General features: G+C 60.9%; 20 protein-coding genes. 12 read left to right on the plus strand and 8 right to left on the minus strand.

All coding sequences use genetic code 11. The features are described from left to right. Positions 1-18: 18 nt before the first annotated feature. Positions 19-384: a hypothetical protein gene (locus K3557_RS10205; RefSeq protein ID WP_259993705.1), complete on the minus strand. Its 366-nt coding sequence runs from the start codon at positions 382-384 to the stop codon at positions 19-21. A gap of 103 nt (positions 385-487) precedes the next feature. Here K3557_RS10205 and K3557_RS10210 point away from each other — a divergent pair, with 103 nt between their 5' ends. Continuing rightward, positions 488-1,246 carry an alpha/beta fold hydrolase gene (locus tag K3557_RS10210; RefSeq protein WP_259993706.1) on the plus strand — a complete coding sequence of 253 codons (759 nt, stop codon included), beginning with the start codon at positions 488-490 and terminating at the stop codon, positions 1,244-1,246. Here the strand turns inward: K3557_RS10210 and K3557_RS10215 are convergent. The 4 genes from K3557_RS10215 to K3557_RS10230 form a co-directional block, all read right to left on the minus strand. Next, positions 1,243-1,431, minus strand: coding sequence for a hypothetical protein (locus tag K3557_RS10215; RefSeq protein WP_259984910.1), 189 nt, complete (start codon positions 1,429-1,431; stop codon positions 1,243-1,245). The genes K3557_RS10210 and K3557_RS10215 overlap by 4 nt on opposite strands. A 162-nt stretch (positions 1,432-1,593) precedes the next feature. After that, positions 1,594-1,905: a non-heme iron oxygenase ferredoxin subunit gene (locus tag K3557_RS10220; RefSeq protein WP_259993707.1), complete on the minus strand. Its 312-nt coding sequence runs from the start codon at positions 1,903-1,905 to the stop codon at positions 1,594-1,596. A 34-nt stretch (positions 1,906-1,939) separates the two neighbouring features. Then, a complete protein-coding gene (locus K3557_RS10225) occupies positions 1,940-2,968 on the minus strand; it encodes a fatty acid desaturase (RefSeq protein ID WP_259993708.1) in 1,029 nt (342 codons plus the stop codon). Between the two features lie 104 nt (positions 2,969-3,072). Further along, the gene (locus K3557_RS10230; RefSeq protein ID WP_259993709.1) at positions 3,073-3,831 is read right to left on the minus strand and encodes a class II aldolase and adducin N-terminal domain-containing protein; all 759 of its coding nucleotides are present in this window, start codon (positions 3,829-3,831) and stop codon (positions 3,073-3,075) included. 113 nt (positions 3,832-3,944) lie between these two features. On the opposite strand from K3557_RS10230, the gene K3557_RS10235 reads away from it, so the two are divergent. After that, positions 3,945-4,835 carry a LysR family transcriptional regulator gene (locus K3557_RS10235; protein ID WP_259993710.1) on the plus strand — a complete coding sequence of 297 codons (891 nt, stop codon included), beginning with the start codon at positions 3,945-3,947 and terminating at the stop codon, positions 4,833-4,835. Between the two features lie 333 nt (positions 4,836-5,168). Here the strand turns inward: K3557_RS10235 and K3557_RS10240 are convergent, their stop codons facing one another. Further along, entirely contained in the window at positions 5,169-7,256 is a 2,088-nt protein-coding gene (locus K3557_RS10240; RefSeq protein WP_259993711.1) for a recombinase family protein, read from the minus strand. After that, on the minus strand, positions 7,253-7,768 hold the full coding sequence (locus tag K3557_RS10245; protein WP_259993712.1) for a hypothetical protein: 516 nt from the start codon (positions 7,766-7,768) through the stop codon (positions 7,253-7,255). Before K3557_RS10245 ends, K3557_RS10240 begins: the two co-directional genes overlap by 4 nt. Between K3557_RS10245 and K3557_RS10250 the strand changes: the two genes are divergently transcribed. The 10 genes from K3557_RS10250 to K3557_RS10295 all read left to right on the plus strand — a co-directional run bounded on the left by K3557_RS10250 (position 7,722) and on the right by K3557_RS10295 (position 17,571). Continuing rightward, positions 7,722-8,684, plus strand: a complete 963-nt coding sequence (locus tag K3557_RS10250) for an IS110 family transposase (RefSeq protein ID WP_259999603.1) — start codon at positions 7,722-7,724, stop codon at positions 8,682-8,684. The two genes, K3557_RS10245 and K3557_RS10250, sit on opposite strands and share 47 nt — an antisense overlap. Positions 8,685-9,585: 901 nt before the next feature. Next, on the plus strand, positions 9,586-10,572 hold the full coding sequence (locus K3557_RS10255) for a thiamine pyrophosphate-dependent dehydrogenase E1 component subunit alpha (RefSeq protein WP_259993713.1): 987 nt from the start codon (positions 9,586-9,588) through the stop codon (positions 10,570-10,572). A 21-nt stretch (positions 10,573-10,593) separates the two neighbouring features. Further along, on the plus strand, positions 10,594-11,619 hold the full coding sequence (locus tag K3557_RS10260; protein WP_259993715.1) for an alpha-ketoacid dehydrogenase subunit beta: 1,026 nt from the start codon (positions 10,594-10,596) through the stop codon (positions 11,617-11,619). Between the two features lie 71 nt (positions 11,620-11,690). Next, entirely contained in the window at positions 11,691-11,924 is a 234-nt protein-coding gene (locus tag K3557_RS10265) for a lipoyl domain-containing protein (RefSeq protein ID WP_259993717.1), read from the plus strand. Between the two features lie 50 nt (positions 11,925-11,974). Next, positions 11,975-12,607: a 2-oxo acid dehydrogenase subunit E2 gene (locus tag K3557_RS10270; RefSeq protein ID WP_259993720.1), complete on the plus strand. Its 633-nt coding sequence runs from the start codon at positions 11,975-11,977 to the stop codon at positions 12,605-12,607. Continuing rightward, a complete protein-coding gene (locus tag K3557_RS10275; protein ID WP_259993721.1) occupies positions 12,604-13,302 on the plus strand; it encodes a lipoyl protein ligase domain-containing protein in 699 nt (232 codons plus the stop codon). Before K3557_RS10270 ends, K3557_RS10275 begins: the two co-directional genes overlap by 4 nt. A 35-nt stretch (positions 13,303-13,337) precedes the next feature. Further along, the gene (locus tag K3557_RS10280) at positions 13,338-13,931 is read left to right on the plus strand and encodes a gluconate 2-dehydrogenase subunit 3 family protein (protein ID WP_259993724.1); all 594 of its coding nucleotides are present in this window, start codon (positions 13,338-13,340) and stop codon (positions 13,929-13,931) included. 12 nt (positions 13,932-13,943) lie between these two features. Next, positions 13,944-15,521: a GMC family oxidoreductase gene (locus tag K3557_RS10285; RefSeq protein WP_259993726.1), complete on the plus strand. Its 1,578-nt coding sequence runs from the start codon at positions 13,944-13,946 to the stop codon at positions 15,519-15,521. A 140-nt stretch (positions 15,522-15,661) separates the two neighbouring features. After that, the gene (locus K3557_RS10290) at positions 15,662-16,222 is read left to right on the plus strand and encodes a VOC family protein (RefSeq protein ID WP_259993728.1); all 561 of its coding nucleotides are present in this window, start codon (positions 15,662-15,664) and stop codon (positions 16,220-16,222) included. Positions 16,223-16,278: 56 nt separating this feature from the next. Continuing rightward, positions 16,279-17,571 (plus strand): HupE/UreJ family protein, encoded by a 1,293-nt coding sequence (locus K3557_RS10295; protein WP_259993730.1) that lies wholly within the window; start codon positions 16,279-16,281, stop codon positions 17,569-17,571. A 110-nt stretch (positions 17,572-17,681) separates the two neighbouring features. Here the strand turns inward: K3557_RS10295 and K3557_RS10300 are convergent, their stop codons facing one another. Further along, positions 17,682-19,412 (minus strand): sigma-54-dependent Fis family transcriptional regulator, encoded by a 1,731-nt coding sequence (locus K3557_RS10300; protein ID WP_259993731.1) that lies wholly within the window; start codon positions 19,410-19,412, stop codon positions 17,682-17,684. Positions 19,413-19,434 lie beyond the last annotated feature (22 nt).

Here is a 19,434-nt window from a genome sequence, read left to right on the forward strand (position 1 = left end):
GCGGCGTAAAGCGGGAAATCAGATCAGGCCGCGCCAGCGCAAGACAACAACCAGCAGAATCAGCACCACCAGAAGGGAAAACGCCACACTGCCCAGCACGCCCAGCCAAAAGCCCTTGCGCCGGTCGGCCAGGTCGACTTTCTGCAAATGCGCCTTCACTTCGCGTGCGGCGCCGCGCAGAGGTTTCTCGTCCACCGTCGGCCGCAACTTGGGGTGTTCCAGCATCGGCAGCGCATCGGCAAGTTTCATGCCCTGCTTGTAGATCCGGCGCGGCAGGCGGCGGCGCGCCCGTTTCAATGCGGCGGCCAGATCGCCGGAGGCCTGTTCGCGCTCCTTCAGCAACGTGCGGATGTCCTCGATATCCTGGTCCAGGCTGGCGGCCATTCCGGCACTCTCCCTCAGCTGCTGTTCACCGCCACCCTAACCTGCGCCTGCGGCTGTCTCAATGGGGGTGGCAAGCCTTTGCCTGCGCGGGTATCAAGACCCTATGCTGAACACGATCACACATGGCACTGCCACCGACAAAACCCCGCTGCTGATTGCCCACGGTCTTTATGGCTCGGCCCGGAACTGGGGTGTTATTGCCAAACGCCTGGCGGATGAGCGGCTGGTGGTTGCCGTTGATATGCGCAACCACGGCGACAGCCCGCGGACCAAAAGCCACAGCTATCCTGAGCTGGCCGAAGACCTGGCCGAAGTGATTGCCGCCCACGGCGGGCAAATGGATGTGATCGGCCATTCAATGGGCGGCAAGGCGGCAATGACGCTGGCACTGAACCACCCTGATACGGTACGCCGGCTGGTGGTGGCTGACATTGCGCCGGTCGCCTATGGCCACACCCAGATCCAATACATCCACGCCATGCGCACAGTGGATCTGGAGACGGTGGAGCGCCGGCCTGAGGCCGCCGCGCAACTGGCCAAGGCCGGAGTGGAGCCTGCGCTGCAAAGCTTTTTCACCCAGTCGCTGGATATTGCGAACAAGCGCTGGAAGCTGAACCTGGACACGCTGGCAGATCAGATGCCGGACATTATGTCCTTCCCTGAGACGGATGCCGCCTGGGAGGGGCCTGCGCTGTTCCTGTCCGGGTCTGAATCGGACTATGTGCTGCCCGAACACCGCGACGAGATCCGTGCGCGCTTTCCCGCCGCCCGCTTTGCCAAACTACCCGGTGCGGGCCATTGGCTGCACGCCGAAAAGCCGCGCGAGTTCGAAGCCGCCGCGCGGGTGTTCCTGAGCGCCTAGGCGCCGCGGGCGTAAAGCTGCTTGGCCACCAGCCAGGCAACCGGCACCCCCAGCACAGCCCCAATGGCCGCCGAGGCCAGGATGGCCGGAACATTGGTCATGCCTGCGACCAGAACCACAATGACGCCAATGCCCGCCAGGCTGCTGCCGATCAGCGAGTAAAGAATGGATGCAAGGCGCAACATGGGGTTTCTCCTATAACTGCCGAGTCTCTTTGAGTACTTGCATAGGGAGAGTGAGAATCTGCCGCCTTGATCAGGATCAGATTGCAAGCCGATCAAAAGGGCGGCCCCAATGGGGCGCCGGCGGCTTACTTTACGGCGAAGCACTGGCCGGGGAGACGCGGGTCAGGCGATGTTCACAAAAACCCGGCCGCCCTCGACCTTTACCGGATAGGTCTTAAGATCAAGATGCACCGGCGCCGACAGCGCCTTGCCGGTGCAGATATCAAACCGGCCGCCATGCAGCGGGCATTCAATGACACAATCAATCACCAGCCCGTCCTCCAGGCTCTGCTCTTCATGCGTGCACATCAGATCCGAGGCGAAGAACCCCTTTTCAGTGTTGTAGATCGCGTATGATTTACCGCCGTGCTGCCAGACGATCAGGTCCTCCTCGTCGATGTCATCGGTGGCGCAGGTGTCTATCCATTGGCTCATGCTGTGGCTCCTGTTTGGTGTATTCCGGCATAACTCACATTGTCCGCTGCGCGACACGTTCCACCGGGCCGCCCCCGGTGATCATATGCGGCGCCTGGCGGATGCTGGCGGCCTTGGTCGGGCGGCCAAGCGAGCGGCGCACCACCACCGACAGCACCTGGATATTGGTCTTGCAGAAGCCCGGATCCGGCTCTGGCAGCTGATCCTGCACCGCTTCGGCCAATTTGGGCAGCGCGTGGAACGGCACCTGCGGATACAGATGGTGTTCGACGTGGTTGTTCATCTTCATATAGAGGAATTCGGCCAGCCGGTTGCTGCGGAAGGAGCGGGTGCTCTCCAGTATCGAAGGTGAATTCTCCTGCAGCTCCACGTGCTGGATCAGCGTGAACAGCAGCATGACGGGAGCACCCAGGATGCGCGGGATCACCAGGAACCAGACCACCCACCAGATACCAAAGAAAGGCGCCGCCGCGATCAGCGCATAGATCATCAGCATAATGCGCGCGTTGCGGGTCATCCTGGCGAACTCGCCTTCCGGCGTGACCATCTTCATCGTATCAGTGTAGCGGCCCGCCGCCAGATGCACGAACACCTGCATGTGGAAGCGCAGCAGGGCAAAGCCGGTGATCTCGGCCAGCCAGCCGCCAAAGCCCATCGGCGTGTCAAACGGCATCTGGCTGTCTTTGCCCACCCACCAGGTATGGGTGTGGTGGTTGGTGTGGGTGTAGCGGCGGTGCAGCGGTTCCTCCATGTATAGGAGCGAGGTGACCCACAGCACTGCCTCGTTCAGCCAGCGGCTGCGGAAGGCCGTGCCGTGCGCGGTTTCATGGCTGAAGGAATAGGCCGGCACGGTCAGGAAGATGCCATGCAGCAGCATCGCGGGCCAGACCCAGAGTGTGCCGAGCGTTGCCCAGACCAGCGCGCCGGTGGCAGCCAGAAAAGCAACCCATTGACCAATATAGATCAGGCCGGGTTTATCGCTGCGGGCAGCGATGGATTTCAGCGTTTTCTTGTCGAGCTTAACCCCGGAAGACGCGGCATTTGTGGGGATGTAATCAGGCATCTGTAACCTTCCGGATGGCTGAAGTGATGTGTCAGACGGGTGCAGAAAACCTCCGGGCAGTCCGCTGAACCATCCGTGGCTTCCGCACCTTCCAGACTGCCTGCTCAGCTCGCGTAATTGGCGCCTTCGTCGTCGAGGATCGCCTTCAGCTCGGCCAGGTGGCGTTCGGCCTGGCTGGGATAATCCTCCAGCTCCTGCGCCGTCTTCTCGGCGACCTCGTCGCTCAGCACCCGCAGTTTCTGGCCGGTCTGCAGCGCCCGGATATAAGTCTCGGCGGCGCGCTCAAAGTAATAGAGACGGTTGAAAGTGTCCGCGACATCGTCGCCGATGATCAGCACCCCGTGGTTGCCCATGATCATGGTCTTGACCTTGGGGTCGGTCAGCATCGACGCGCAGCGCGCGCCCTCGTCGTCAAACGCCAAGCCGCCAAAGCCGTTATCTATCACATAGCGGTTGTAGAAGGTCGCTGTGTTCTGGTCGATCGGCGGCAGGGTGCTGTCGGCCAGGCAAGCCAGCACTGTGGCGTGGATCGAATGCACATGCATCACGCAGCGCGCATGGGGACACAGGCGATGGATCGAGCCGTGCAGCCCCCAGGCGGTCGGGTCCGGCGCATCGGGGCGCTCCATCGTCTTGGGGTCATTGGCGTCCAGCAGCAACAGGTCCGAGGCCTTGACGCGGGAAAAATGCACCTGGTTCGGGTTCATCAGGAACTGGCTGCCGTCCTCGTTCACCGCCAGGCTGAAGTGGTTGGCCACCGCCTCATGCATGTCCAGCTTGGCCGTCCAGCGGAACGCAGCAGCCATGTCGACACGCTCCTGCCAATGGGTGAGGTTCGGGCTGAGATCCGCTTGCTTGTTCATTCTGACGCCTCCGAAAGTGTTGATGCAAAAGTGGTGCCAGCAGAATTGCCGGCTGACAAATGATTGATTCAGCGCTAATGCATTAATTGAATTAATGCATAGGTCGTACGTCCGTGTCTTCTCCTGCCTCGCCCTCTTCTTCGCTGCCCCCGCTCACCTGGCTGCGCGCATTTGAGGCCAGCGCGCGGCATCTGTCCTTCACCCGCGCCGCAGGCGAGCTGAACCTGACGCAATCGGCGATCAGCCAGCATGTGCGCAGCCTGGAGACTTTTCTGGGCCGCGAGCTGTTCATCCGCAAAACCCGCGCGCTGGAACTTTCCGAAGCCGGCGCCAACTACATGCCCATCGTGCGCGAGGCCTTTGACCTGATTGCAGCCGGAACGCAGGCTTTCACCGGCGGCGATCAGGGGCGGCACTTGGTTTTGCAGTGCAATATGGCCTTTTCGGTGTTCTGGCTGTCACCCCGCCTGCCCCGTCTGTACAATAAGTTCCCCTGGCTGGTGCTGAACATCGTGACCCCGATCTGGGATCCCGAACGCCATGCCGCCAATGCAGGCACCGAGATCCGCTTTGGCCGCCCTGCCGACATGTCGGCCGCCGCCGTCCGGCTGACGCGGGACCGGTTCTACCCTGTCTGCGCGCCGGGCTATCAGGACGGCAAAGTTGATTTCGAGACCGGGACCCTGTTGGATTGCGGCGGTGTGACAGGCTCTTGGGGGGCGTGGTTCAAGTCGCAAGGGCGCACGTTTGAACGCAATCACGAGATCAACCTGGCCTCCACCTACGTGATCGCCATGACAGCGGCGGTGAACGGCGCCGGTATCTCCATGTCGCACGACACGCTGGCCGGCGGGCTGCTGGAAAGCGGCCAATTGGTCAAACCCAGCGGGCATTCAGCGGAATTGCTGGAGAACTATTTCCTGATGCCGCCTCCCAGCCATGCCAGCACACCGGCGTCGCGGGCGTTTCTGGAGTGGCTGGAGGGTGAACTGCCTCCTGTATAGCACCAACATGAGGCCCGCGCCTGACCTTCTGTAATGGGGGCAAAATCAAGACAAAATATTCATCTCAGTTAAAGGCCCAACCGCCCCAAACGTGCTCAGATGGGGATTGTGAGGAACACAAAGAGAACACACGATACAGTGGCCATTCGCTGCGCGTTGTTCGAACTGGTGAAGAGCGGATGGAGTGGATGGCGTCTGCACCGAACCGTCGCGCAATGCGGCATAGTGCAAATGTTTTCACCAGCTAGGAATGGAGCTCCGCCTTGGAAGTTACGACAATAGGATTGGATCTTGGAAAGGACGTTTTTCAAGTTCACGGCAGTTGGTTGGTCATTATGCACCCCCTTCGTAAGCGCTTGGAAACATTGATAGCTGGTCGTCGAGGTCAGCGCGACACGGGCGTCCTTTCCGTGCGAGAGCGTTTTTGACCTTATCCGAATGCAGGTCAGCCGTCCGGATTTGGTACGGCGCGCCATCGACCACCTGATTTGCGGGCAGAATACCGTCCTTTATCAGTTTGCGGATGACGTGATTGGTCACACCGAGCTCTTTCGCTGCCTCGGTCATTGTGCGCCACGGGCCATCCTTGTCAGCAGACAGGTATCCGTGAATGTCATTCACACGCCGGATGGATGAAACGCGTTTCGCATTCCAGGTCTTGCCCTGGCCAGTCTGCATTCCCATGCGGTTTAGACAGGCAGCAATCGACTCATCCGGCCAGCGTCCTGCCATCTCGCGAATGACTCCAAGCGCCTCTTCACTGGTGCGGGCATTGTGTTCGCCGCTCTTTGGCTTCTTGACGCGCAATTCCGTGTGCCGGCCGCCTTTCCAGTGGACGACCAGAACAATTTCGCCTGTATCGTCGTCGATATCCGCCACGATGTCTTCGATCAGCGTTCTGAGCAATCGTTGCTTGTCGCGCATGGAGGTCGCCGGAGCCGCCCAGGCGGCCTCAAGGTCCTGCGCCAGCCCCTCCAGGCGGGTGACATCCACGTCCGGGACTGCGGCAATCTCCGCATTCAGGCGCTGCTCGAAGCTTCGAACACGTCCCAGAGCCTCTTCCCATCGGTTCTCCAATTCCGCCGCGATGAGACGGTTATCCGGGTCACAGGCGGCGTAGCGCCGTTCCGCCAGAGATGCGTCGTACCGGGCCTGCTGCAACTCCATCTCGAGCACCAGCCGCTTGTCTTCCACGGCTTGGCTCAACATGGCACGTGCCTCGATAGCGGCGTTGATGGCAATTGGCGCCACGGCCTCAAGAACGGCCTCGGTGATGAGCTTGTCGGCCCGGAACCCGCCGAAGGTGATACAGCGCTTCTGTCCCAGAAGAAGGTTGGGGGTGTCGCAGCGGTAGACAGGGCGTGGACTGCGGCCGGTATAGACCACATGCAGCCGCCGCCCGCATCTCGAACAGCAGAGGAGGCCGGCCAGAAGCGCGCCGCCGCCGCGACCGGATTTGACCCCGCCGGCGCGCCCGAAAGCGTTCCTGGCCAGCTGTGCCTGATTGCGTTCATACTCCTCCCAATCGATATAGCCGGGGTGGTGATCCCTGATCACCACATCCCAGTCTTCGGGGGATTTGCGGTTCTTGTAAGTGACATGCGCGCGCCCGTCCCGGATTTCTGCTTGCCGGCCGGTCTTACCATAGGCGTAGACGCCCGCATAAAACATGTTCTTCAGCACGCTGATCACGTTGCGGTAGCGAATGGGCTGCCATTCGAAGCTCGTCAATCTGATACCATCGGAGGGTCTGGGGAAATGAACGCCCTCGGCAGACATGGCCAGAAGTACCTGCCGGGCACTTCCAAGCTCGCGAAACCGGCAGAAGATCTGCCGGACGACCTCCTGGATCCGGAGATCGGGATCGAACATCACCCCAGCGTCACGATCCCACAGATAGCCGGTCGGCGGGGTATAGCGCAGCTCTCCGCGGCGCGCTTTTGCGCGGGCGGCTTCAACCATGCGCGTGCGCAAGACGCCAAGCTCGAACTCGCTGATGCTGCCCTTCATGCCCAGAAGCAGCCGGTCATTGGGATGACGCGGATCGTAGACGCCGTCATGGTCCACGACACGCGCATCGACCAGGCCGCAAAGCTCCAGCATATGATGCCAGTCGCGGCCGTTGCGGGCCAGGCGCGATACTTCCAGGCAGAAGACGGCGCCGATCGAGCCCGAACACAGCATGGCCACGAGCCGTTCGAAGCCGGGGCGGGCGTGACAGCCACTGGCCGATACACCAAGGTCGTCGTCGATGACATCGATCCCGGCAAATCCATATCCGCGGGCCATCTCGACAAGATCGTATTGCCGGCGCTGGCTTTCGAGGTTCGTCATAACCTGGCTCTGCGTCGACTGGCGCACGTAGATCACCGCCTGACGCTTCAGCAGTTCCGGTGGAAACGTGAGGGCCATGTCATTCATTGCTGTGCCCTCCCGGACCGGCTTTTGCCGCGGTCAGCAGCAATTGCGCCAGGGCTGTCACCATCGACCGGTATTCCGGTTCCGTCAGCGATGGTGCCGGCGATAACGGCAGCGGCAACTGGGCTGGTGTCGAGGATCTGTGATGCTTCATTCGGGGCCTCCATGGGTGACCCGTCACCATTCAACCCTCGCCGGAAACCGAGGTGCCCGAGAACCGAATGAAGTTCGAAAAGCGCATCCGTGGACACCAAAGGTGCGCCAAGCTCGAAACTCTGACAAACCGAAGCATCCAGAATCCAAGCGGGTGCCAGGATCGCGATCCCCGCATCGCGCTCGATCCCAACATGTTGGCCATCACAGCGATTGAGCGTGCGGAAAACCTTCACGTCCGAGCCAAAATAGGCATGCCATCGATAATGAACCCGGTAAACTTGCCCGACATGGGCAGAATGAACGGGAACTGGTATCTCCGCTGACGGAACAGTTGTTTTCAATCGTTCGATCCGGCGCATACAACTGCTCAATTTCTTTGAGGCGTTGCCAAACTGTCTTGTTGGGATTGAGGCCTGCGGATCCGCACATCATTGGGCGCGTGAACTAACTGCGATCGGTCATGATGTGCGGCTTATGCCAGCGGTCTATGTGAAGCCGTATGTGAAGCGCGGAAAGACAGACGCCGTCGATGCGGAGGCAATCTGCGAGGCCGTCACACGACCGACCATGCGGTTTGTTGCTGTGAAGTCGAAAGAGCAACAGGCCCTGCTGACCATCCATCGGGTGCGACAGCTTATCGTCCGCCAAAAGACCCGGATGTTGAACGTAATCCGCGGTCTTCTTCGTGAGTTTGGCCATGTGATCGGGAACGGACCGGTTGCTGCGATGCGTTTCATTAAGACATTTCAGACGGACGGCTGCCTAGACATGCCTGATGTGGCCAAGAGCATGCTCAAAACGCTCTGCGAACAGGTTGTTGCTCTCGATGAGCGGGTGACCTTTTATGACAAGCTGATTGAGTATCATTCCCGGATCGATGAGCGCGCCAAACGGATTAGGACAGTGCCAGGCGTTGGCCCCGTCACCGCTTCGGCCATTGTGGCCACCATCGGCGACGGTCGCCAATTCAAGAACGGACGTGAGTTTGCCGCCTGGCAGGGGCTGACACCCCTTAACAGATCGAGCGGTGGCAAAGAGCGTTTGGGGCGTATCAGCAAGAAAGGTGATCGCTATCTCCGACGATTGCTCGTGATCGGCATGACCTCTCAAGTACAGCGTGCCCGTGGATACCCGGAACGTGTGCATCCATGGATCATGCAGCTTCTTGGACGCAAACCCGTCCGCCTCGCAACGATTGCTATGGCGAACAAGGCGGCCAGGATCATCTGGGCGATCCGCACCAAAGATACGTACTACCGCCAATCAGCGGCATAGAAGGAGCCGAACAAAACCGATTTGCAAGACGAATGCCCCCTCTCGGCAGATTTGCCGTGCAAATCGCCTGCCGGGCAACGGATGGCACGTGCGGTCATCCGAAAACCTGAAATCCCGTACTTTGTCCTGAACTCACAGGTTCGCGTCGCCGATTGGGAGCAGGTTTGCGGAACCCGTCAAGGCCAGCGGCAAGTATCGACGCCGCGATCAAAGGCCGGACACAGGACTGTACTGACCAATCGCGCAATCAACGCATTTTTTCCTTGCAAAGCAGACGCCATCCACACAGGACAATCCGGACTTATGCAGCTGCGGAGAATGCGCTTGCAGAAAACGCGAGAACTTCTTTGCACCTGCAACAGCAGCCTTTCTGCAATGCAGCGGGTTTCACCGAACAGGCCATCCAGTTCCGCAGCTTGGCTGCGTCTTCCATAACCTCAACTGGCTACTGCCAGGCTCAACATTCGAGACGCAAGGTCTTGCAAGAGATCGCACAATTTCTGGTACTCGAGCCCGAAGTGCAACGTTGCCGCTATTGAGATGCGGCAGACACAGCCAGCACATATAGAAATTAATTCGGCAAAGCGCCAATCGCATCCGCAGCTGCCACAATTTCCCGACTGAAGGAAACAAGAGGCAATTCCTGGAGAAGGCATCAGTTCTTGCCCGCAGCACGTTCAGTGATTCCGGCTCGGTGCAGCCCTGAGGGATATCAGGCTTCCCGCCTCTGCTCTTCCCAGCGGCGGCATAACAACAATCCTAGTGCTTCGTTTTTCTAGCGGCTGTCTCGCAGCCCTGTAGAATGAGACAGTTTTTCACGAACCGTCGACGAGCGCCTGAAAACGCTGTCAACGGTGTCGGCAGCGCGGCAGCCTTTTCTCTGACAAGGAGGAGAGGAATTATGCAGCCAGCAAAAGACACCTTGGCGTGGATGTATGAAAAGATGGTGACAAGCCGTCGTTTCGAGAACGCCATCGAAAAGATCTATATGGAAGGTAAATCGCCTGTCTTCAACATGGCGGACGGTCCGATCCCGGGTGAGATGCACCTGTCGGACGGTCAGGAGCCTGTTGCCGTGGGGGTCTGCGCCCATCTTGAGGCCGGGGACGTGGTCACGGCCACGCACCGCCCCCATCATCAGGCGATTGCCAAGGGCGTGGACCTGAAGAAGATGGCCGCCGAGATTTTCGGCAAGGCAACCGGCCTGTCCGGCGGCCGCGGCGGCCATATGCATATCTTCGATGCCGAGGTGAACTTCGCCTGTTCCGGCATCATCGCGCAGGGCATGGGACCCGCCGCCGGCGCGGCGCTGTCGCGCCAGATCCAGGGCAAGCCAGGGGTTGCGGTTTCATTCATCGGTGAAGGCGCGGCAAACCAGGGCGCGTTTCACGAAGCGCTGAACCTGGCGGCGGTCTGGAAGCTGCCGATGGTGGTGGTGGTTGAGGATAACGCCTGGGGGATTTCGGTCTCCAAGGAAGCTTCTACCGCGATCAAGCTCAACTCGGACCGGGCGGCGGCCTATGGCATTCCCGGCCATTACATCCCCGGCAATGACCCCCTGAAGATCTACGAGGTGGCGGGCGAAGCCATCGCACGGGCGCGCCGCGGTGAAGGCCCGACGCTGATCGAGGTCGAAACCTACCGGCTGGCGGGCCACTTCATGGGCGATGCCGAGGGCTACCGCCCCGATGGCGAGAAAGACGGGCTGTTCGCCAAGGACCCGATCCCGGTGATGCGCGCCCGGCTGCTGGCTGGCGGCAGCTTTACGGATGCCGAACTGGACGCGCTGGAAACCGGCGCCCAGGCGGCGGTGGATGAGGCGATCCGCTTTGCCCGTGACAGCGCCGATCCGAAACCCGAAGACGCGCTGACAGCCGTTTTTGCCTGAAGGCCCAAGGGAGGAAAACACATGGAAAATGAACGGAAACTGACAATTGCACGGGCGATGGCCGAGGCCACGGCGCAGGAAATGCGTGATGACCCGAGCGTGTTCGTGATGGGTGAAGATATCGCTGAACTTGGCGGAGTCTTTGGCAACACCCGCGGCCTGCTGGAGGAATTCGGCAAGGAACGGGTCCGCGATACCCCGATTTCCGAGACCGGGTTCATCGGCGCCGCGGTTGGTGCGGCGCAGGATGGCATGAAGCCGGTGGTTGAGCTGATGTTTGTGGATTTTTTCGGAGTCTGCTTTGACGCGATCTACAACCTTATGGCCAAGAACACCTACTTCTCAGGCGGCAACGTCAACGTGCCGATGGTGCTGATGACCTCCACCGGCGGCGGCTATTCGGATGCGGGGCAGCATTCGCAGTGCCTTTACGGCAGCTTTGCGCATTTGCCCGGCATGAAGGTCGTGAGTCCCTCCAACGCCTATGACGCCAAAGGGCTGATGACGGCGGCAATCCGTGATCCGAACCCGGTGATTTACATGTATCACAAGGGACTGCAGGGCATGGGCTGGCTGGGCACCGAGGCGGGCGCAATTACCCATGTGCCGGAAGAAGCCTATGAGGTGGAGATCGGCAAGGCGGCCATTGCCCGCGAAGGAGGCAATGTGACCATCGTGTCAATTGCCCAGGGCGTGCATCACGGGCTGAAGGCCGCGGATGCGCTGGCGTTACAAGGCATCAGCGCCGAGGTGGTCGATCTGCGCTCGCTGGTGCCACTGGATCGCGAAACGGTGCGCGCCAGCGTCGCCAAGACCGGGCGGCTGATTGTGGTCGATGAGGATTATCACAGCTACGGCGTCTCGGGTGAGATCATCGCCACGGTCACCGAGAGCAACATGGCAGACCTGAAGGCGCCGCCGCGGCGGATCGCCTATCCGGATGTGCCGATCCCCTTTGCCCGGGTGATGGAACAGCACTGCCTGCCCAATGCGGACAAAATCGCCGCAGCCGCCCGCGACCTTTGCGGGGCGCCGGTTCCGGCCTGAACGCACTCAAAATTCCTAGAAACAATCAGCTGCCCCGCAGTGCCGGGGCGGCGCCAAGAGGAGATTGCCAAGTGGCAAACGATATCATCATTCCATCCGGCTTGTGGGAGGGCGACGACGAATGCGTCATCACCGCCTGGCTGGCAAGTGACGGCGCACAAGTCACCCAGGGCGCGCTGATTGCCGAGATCATGACGGCCAAGGTCCAGTACGAAATCACCGCACCGGCAAGCGGCACCCTGAGCATCGCAAAGCAGCAGGACGAAGTTGCGTCCAAGGGCGACGTGATCGGGGCGGTCTCATGACCGTGCAGGCGGCAAGTCCTGCTGTGGTTCCCCTGCGCGGGGCACGCGGGATGATCGCTGACAAGATGTGCGCCTCGCTGCGCGACGCGGCGCAGCTGACCCACCATGCACGGGCAGACATGACTGCACTGCTGGCAACCAAGGCGCATCTCAAGGAATCCGGCACCGTGCTGTCGGTCGAAGACCTGCTGATGGGTGCGGTGGTCCGAACTCTGCGGCGCCATCCGGACATCAACGGCACCGTGCAGGACCGCGCGGTGCATCTGCCGGATGCCATTGATCTGGGGGTTGCCATCGCCCTGCCGGGCAACCTGCTGGCGGCACCCGCGATCTTCGGGGCCGAACGCCTGGATCTCGCCGGCCTGCGGGAAGCACGGCGGGACCTGGTGGCCCGCGCAAGGACAAACAAGCTGACGGTGCCGGAGATGACCGGCGGCACTTTCACGGTCTCCAACCTCGGCCTCAGCCGGGTGGAGCAGTTCACTCCAATCCTGAATACGCCGCAGATTGCCATTCTCGGCATTGGCCGCACGGTCGAAACCGCGGTGCGCAAAGGCAATGAAATTGCCTGGAAACCCTATACCGGCCTGTCGCTGACCTTTGACCACAGGGCCATCGACGGCGCCCCAGCGGCGGAGTTCCTGACGGAGCTTTGCGAAGCGATCGAAGGTTTCGCGCCATGATCACCGCGCCGTTTTCCACCGCTGCAGACGGGATAGCTCGCGAAGCCACCCTATTGCAGAAGGGTAAGCCTGCGCTGATGCTGTGGCAGGCGGCGGAAAACGCACTGGTGGTTCCGGCTGCCGTAGCACGTAGGGATGGTATGCAACGCTTGATGGCCGAAGCAGCCGAACAGGGCTGGCCGGTCACCGTGCGCGGAAGCGGCGGCGGCATTGTTCCACAAGGACCATCTACCCTGAACCTTGCCATGGTGCTGCCCTGTGCGGCGGGTTTCACGGTGGAGGACGGCTACCGGATGATCTGCGGCGCGGTGACTGAGGCGCTGACCCGATTTGACATCACCGCAGAAACCGGCGCCTGCCCGGGCGCCTTCTGCGATGGCGCCTGGAACGTTCTTGCAGGCGGCCGCAAGCTGGCTGGCACCGCACAGCGCTGGCGCGCCGCGCCGCAGGAGCGGGTTGTGCTGGCGCATGCCGCGATTCTCGTCCGGACGCCGCAGCCGGATTTGTGGCCGGTGCTTCGGCAGTTGCAGGCCGCCGCCTTCGCAGCGGAACCGCCCTTACGGACGGGTGCCCATATTGCCCTGGACGCGCTGTTACCCGGCAGCATGGGCCAATCAGCCTTTCCCGGCGCCCTGATCAGAGCCGCGGAGGACCGGCTGACTGCTCTGACGCGCCGCGAAAAACAAGCGGCCTGACCGCATCAACACCACTCACTGGGAGGAGAGTAACCATGACAATCAGATTCCACCGGCGCGGCAAGGAGAAGGGCGGCAGTGCCGCCATGAACCGCCGCATGTTCCTGATGACGACCACACTGGCCGGCGTCACCACCAATGCCATGCTCGGAAGCGCATCCTTTGCGTCATCAGCGGTGCTCGGCGAGGCGCAGGGCGCCAGCCTGCTGCGGATGATCCAGGATATCTACCCGCATCCGGATGTGCTGCAGGTTTCACACTACGAGGCGATTGCTGCCACGGTGATGAAGAACGCCGAAGCGGATGCGGCGACCGCCAGTGGGCTGACTGATGGCCTGGCGCGGATCGACGCCAAGGCGCAGGAGCTGTTCGGCACCCCCTTTACCGGCATCGAAGACCCGGATGCGCGTGAAGGCCTGCTGCGCCATTTTCAGGACGGGGGCTTCTTTCAGGGGGTCCGCTGGACCGCCTACTTTGGCATCTACGACAACAAGGAGGTCTGGCCGCTATTCGGCTACGAGGGCTCCTCAGTTGAGCACGGCGGCTACATCGACCGTGGGTTCTCCGACATCACCTTTGTTCCCGAGGGGCCGACCCTTGAGGAACGCATGGCCGACGTTCAGGCATAAGGGGAGGCTGACATGACAAAATTCGACCTCAACGACGACAATGTGGTTGTCATCATCGGCTCCGGCGCGGGCGGTGGCACCCTGGCAAACGAACTGGCCCAGAAAGGCGTCAAATCGGTTGTTCTGGAAGCTGGCAAGCGGTTTGACCTGAGCGATATCGAAAACGACGAATGGGCAATGTTCCAGAAAATCTCCTGGCTGGATAAACGCTATTCCGGCGGCGGCTGGCACGGGGCGGTGAACCACCCGACGCTGCCTGCCTGGATCGTCAAAGGCTATGGCGGCTCGACCATCCACTGGGCGGGCGTCGCCCTGCGGTTCAAGGATTTCGAATTCGAGACCCGCAGCACCTATGGCGAAATCGACGGCGCCAATGTCGAAGACTGGCCGATCGACCTGGCGGAAATGACACCGTGGTATGAAAAGGCCGAGCTGAAGATGGGCGTCACCGGCAGAACCACCGGCATGCCGCATCTTCCCTGGAACAACGGGTTCCGGGTGCTGGCCGAAGGCTGCCGCCGCACCGGGCGCAGCGATTACCGCTCGGGACCGATGGCGATCAACTCGGTTGAACGTGACGGCCGCCCGGCCTGCCAGCAGATCGGGTTCTGCATGCAGGGCTGCGCCATCGGCGCCAAGTGGTCGACGATGTACACCGAACTGCCCCGCGCCGAGGACACCGGCAACTGCGAGGTGCGCACCGATGCGATGGTTCTGCGGATCGAGCATGACGATGCAGGCAAGGTGAACGCGGTGGTCTATGCAGACAGCGAGGGCAACCAGCACCGCCAGAAGGCGCGTGTTGTCTGCGTCGCGGGCAATTCCATCGAAAGCCCGCGGATGCTGCTGAACTCGGCCTCCGCGATGTTCCCGGACGGCCTTGCCAATTCCTCCGGCCAGGTGGGCAAGAACTACATGAACCACACCACCGGCGGGGTCTACGCAGTGCTGCCGGAGAAGGTGCATATGCACCGCGGCACCTCGGTGGCCGGGATCGTCGGCGATGAGGTCTACCACGACGCTTCGCGCGGGTTCAGCGGCGGTTACTACCTTGAATTCCTATCGCTTGGCCTGCCGTTCATGGCCGCCTTCCTGGAACCGGGAAACACCGGCTGGGGCCGCAGCGTGGCAGGCGCGCTGGAAAACTACGACCGGATGTCAGGAGTCTGGGTGCTGGGCGAGGATCTGGCGCAGGAGCGAAACGCGATCACCCTGCACGGCAGCGAGACCGATCAGTACGGTCTGCCGGTGCCGGTCGTCTCCAAGACCCCGCATAACAACGACTACGAGATGACGGCACATATGTACGAGACCTCGGCGCAGATTTACGAGGCCGTCGGCGCCACTGATGTCTATGAGCTGCCCGCCTATCCGGCGACCCACAACATGGGCACCAACCGGATGCACGCCGACCCCGCGAAGGGTGTCGTCAATGCCTACGGGCAGGCGCATGACATCGATAACCTTTTTGTCTCGGATGGCAGCCAGTTCACCTCCTCGGCGGCCTGCAACCCGACGCTGACCATCGTGGCGCTGGCCATCCGCCAGGCGGAATACATCGCACAGGAAATGAACGCGCAGAACATCTGACGCGGCACGTTTTCTCCCTGGCGGTCCATTCTTTCGAGGCGGGCTGCCCCTGCCGCTTCGGGAGTTTCCTATACGCCCCCGAAGCGGCGACAAAACAGAAGGAAATCGACATGTTCGGAAGACTGAAAAATATCACCCTTATGACCCTGCTGGGATTGAGCATACCGGCCGCGGCTGTGGCCCAGATGCCCGGCATGCGCGGCACGCAACATATCGGAATTACGGTGCCGGATGTTGACGAGGCGGTGGAATTCCTCGTCGACGTGCTGGGCTGCGAGTCATTCTTTTCGTTCGGTCCGTTCGGCCCGTTCGAGGATGACTGGATGACGAAGAATCTCAATGTCGACGCCAGTGCCGTGATCGACATCATCACAATGGTGCGCTGTGGCAACGGCCCTGCATTCGAGGTGTTCAAATACACTGCTCCGGATCAGAACAAGACCCCGCCGAAGAACAGCGACATCGGCGGCTATCATATCGCGCTCTATGTCGACGATATCAACACGGCGACGCAATACCTGCGCGACAACGGTGTTCAGGTCCTGGAGGCCCCCCACCCGCTGCCCGGAACGGAACTGGAAGGCCTGGAATGGGTGTATTTCCTGTCGCCTTGGGGCATGCAGATGGAAATTGTAAGCCATCCCGACGGCATCGCATTCGACCAAAGGGGCGATAGCCGTCTTTGGGACCCGCGTTCCTGAAAACCAGGAAATCACAACAATCCGGACCTCTGCAATCGACATCAGGGGTCCGGAAAATGGGGGAATTTGATATGACGGAGCCAAGATCTTCCGGGATCGTTCCATTCCGAAAAAGCCTGTTTATCGCCTTACTGTCGCTTGCCGTGCTTTTCTGCGACCCTCAGGGTGCCCGTGCGCATTTCAGCAACGCTGATCCGCGCATCATCCATATCGCGGCGCAAGGCAATGATCGGGCGATCATCCTGATCCGCATGCCCGCGCCCCTGGCGCTCTTGCCCGATGACTGGCAAGGCAGAGACGAGGTTCGGCTTCCTCCTTTTGCTGCCGAAATGAACGGTGAGCCGGTTCTTGACACCGCTGCCATCGCAAAGTCAGACGAGGCGGTGAAACTGCGGCTGCGCGAAGTTGTGACGCTATGGGTCTCGGGGCAACGCCAGGAAACCCGGGTCGAGAAGTTCAGGTTCTGGGAAGACAGCGCACGGCCCTCCTTTGGCACCCTCAAGTCCGCGCTATCTGCCTATGAGGCTCCGTTCAGCAAAGACCGCGAGACACCGCTGCCTTATTTCGATCTCACGCTTGATGTTATGATCTCCGCACCCTCCGGCATCCTGGCGCAGGAAATACGCCTGGACTCCCAGCTTGGCTGGAATTTTCGTGTGATGGAGAGTCTCGGGACAGTGACGAAACTGCACCGGGAAACAGGCATCGAAACAAGGGCGACAATGGGCGTGCTGCAAGTGTCCTTTCCAGCCTTGCCGACGACAACCAAGATCCTGCTGGACACCGCCAAGTCGGGGGCCGAGCATATTTATCGCGGGCCCGATCACCTGGCCTTGATCACCCTGATCGCCATCGCGGCACAGCACTGGCGTCAGGCACTGTCCTGGGCCTCAGCCTTCACTGTCGGGCATATGACCACCCTTGTGGCCGGCCTTTACGGTTTTGCACCGTCAGCGTCCTGGTTCGTGCCGGTGGTCGAAACTGCGATCATCTTGTCTATCATCTACGCCTGCGCCGCCGTTTTCCTGCGGCAGGGCCGTGCGTTCGGCTGGGCAAGCCTTCTGATTGTCGGATTGTTTCATGGTTACGGTTTTGCCGCTTCGGCGTCCGAAGCGCTTTTCACAGGCCAGTTTGATCCTCTGGTTCTGATTTCTTTCGCGATAGGGTTGGAGCTGTGTCAGTTTGCCATTTACGCAATGGCTCTGCCATTGATTGTGATTGCTGACCGTATCCCGCCTAAATTCCGCATCTCGTGGCGCAAAGCGGTAGTGCTTGGCATAATGGTCTTCGCAATTTCGGCGGCGATCTCGCGCCTGTCCGATACGGCCAGCGCCTTCGCCGTAGCGTGATTTCAGAAGGGTTGAAGACCTGTTCGCACCGGGTTCCTGATCGACATCAAGGCACGCTGCTATGCCGGGTTCCTGGGCGCACTTGGTTGATCGGGTGCAGGTCCAAGAAACTATTCCGGACGCTGCAGCCCTTCCGAGGCAATCCAGCGGTTGAGCGTTGCGCGGCTCTTGCCCAGCAGGCGCGCGGCCTTTGTCACGTTCCAGTTGGTGCTGTCCAACGCGTCCCGCAGCGACGCCCGCGTCAGCGCTTTGGAACTTTCCTCCTGCGGCGCCAGCAAGCGTGCCGGCAGGTCGGTCACGTTGATCCGCCTGCCGTTGCCGCAAATCACCGCCTCGCGCAGAACAGCCATCATTTCCCGCCTGTTGCCCGGCCAATGGTAACCGGTCAGCACATCCAGGGCGCTTTCAGCGATCTCGATGGCAGTATCAAAACTCTCCGCGATGACATTGGCCAGCACCGTCTCGCAATCCCGCTCGGTAACCGGCGGCAGTTCAACAACTGACTGTGCCAGAAGATACAAGAGGTTCCTGGGAATGCCCTCGTCACTCTCAAGCTGCAGCCACGGTTTGCCCGCGGTGAACAGCACCACCGGAGGATGCGCCTTTGAGCCGCTGTCTGCCCGGCTGCTGTCAAGATAGCGTTCGAGGACTGCTTGCGCTTCTGCCGACAGAGTTTCGACATTCTTCAGGATCAATGTCGGAGCTATGTCGCAAACCGGGTAATCGCTGAGGAAGTCCAGGCTTTTCAGTGCCTCTGCGAGATCGGTTTCGGTGCCGCTATGGGCCGCATCGAGGGTGAGCGTCATTGGAGTGTCGAGGTTCTGGTCTTCCAAAAGTGCCCGGGCAAACCGTCCGGCCCCTGTGCCAGGCGCGCCGCAAATCAGCAATGGCACCCGGTGCGCCACCAGTTTGCGGGCCCGCTCCGTCAAGACCGGCAAGCCGCCGCCCTCCGCAATCAGCCGCCCCAGTGTGGCGTCCTTGCCGATCCGCGCAGGAAGGCGCGGCTTATCGGGGTGCAGCACCTTGCGCTTGGGCGGAACCACAGCCGGCCCGCGCAGGCTGATTTTAAGGTTTTTCAAATCGGAAATGTAACGCCCTGCAAGACCCTGGTGTTCGGTCGGCCGTGCGGCATCGCGCCAGAGCGGCAGGTGCGAGATGATGACACCGTCTTCATCGCAGGCCACCAGGGTTTCAAAGATGCGGTTCTGCTCCAAGTCCTGCGACAACACGCGCCCGGTGAGCTTGTCCGCGTGAAAATTGCGAAACAGGCGTGTTTGAAACTGACGGGAGGCTCGCCGCACGACCTGCTCGCACAAGGCGTGTTCCTCGGGACGCCGATGCAGAGATCCCACCAGCGTTATTGTTCCGATCAGGTTGTTCTGGGCATCGGTCAGCGGCGCTGAGCTGCAGCTGAGCTGGTGAAAGCAATCGTAAAAATGCTCGCCTCCGCGTACCGTCAGGACCCGGCCGGACTGCATCGCCATCGCGATCCCATTGGTGCCTGCAACACGCTCATCCCATACCGCCCCTCTGACAAGGCCGCTTCTTTGAAATTCCGCCTCCACCCCCTCAGGCGCATAGGATTCAATTACAATTCCGTCTGCATCAGTGATCAGCAAGCAATACCTAGAGCGGCTGGGCAGCAGAGCGGATTTGTCTACCTCTGCCGCCGCCCCGCCAGCTTGATCCAGAAACCTCTCGTTGCGGTGGATGATTTCGTCGGCCTGCAGCCGCAGGATCGGGTTTCTGGTGCTTGACGTCAGGCTGTGCTTGGATTGGCTCCGCTCCCGTGAGGACCGGATCAGCTTGTCCACGGATGTCCTGTCCAAAAAAGCGGACATTTCTTGCACCTCCTGTTCTTCA

The sequence above is a fragment of the Leisingera sp. M523 genome (genome assembly GCF_025141335.1).
Classification (GTDB): Bacteria; Pseudomonadota; Alphaproteobacteria; order Rhodobacterales; family Rhodobacteraceae; genus Leisingera.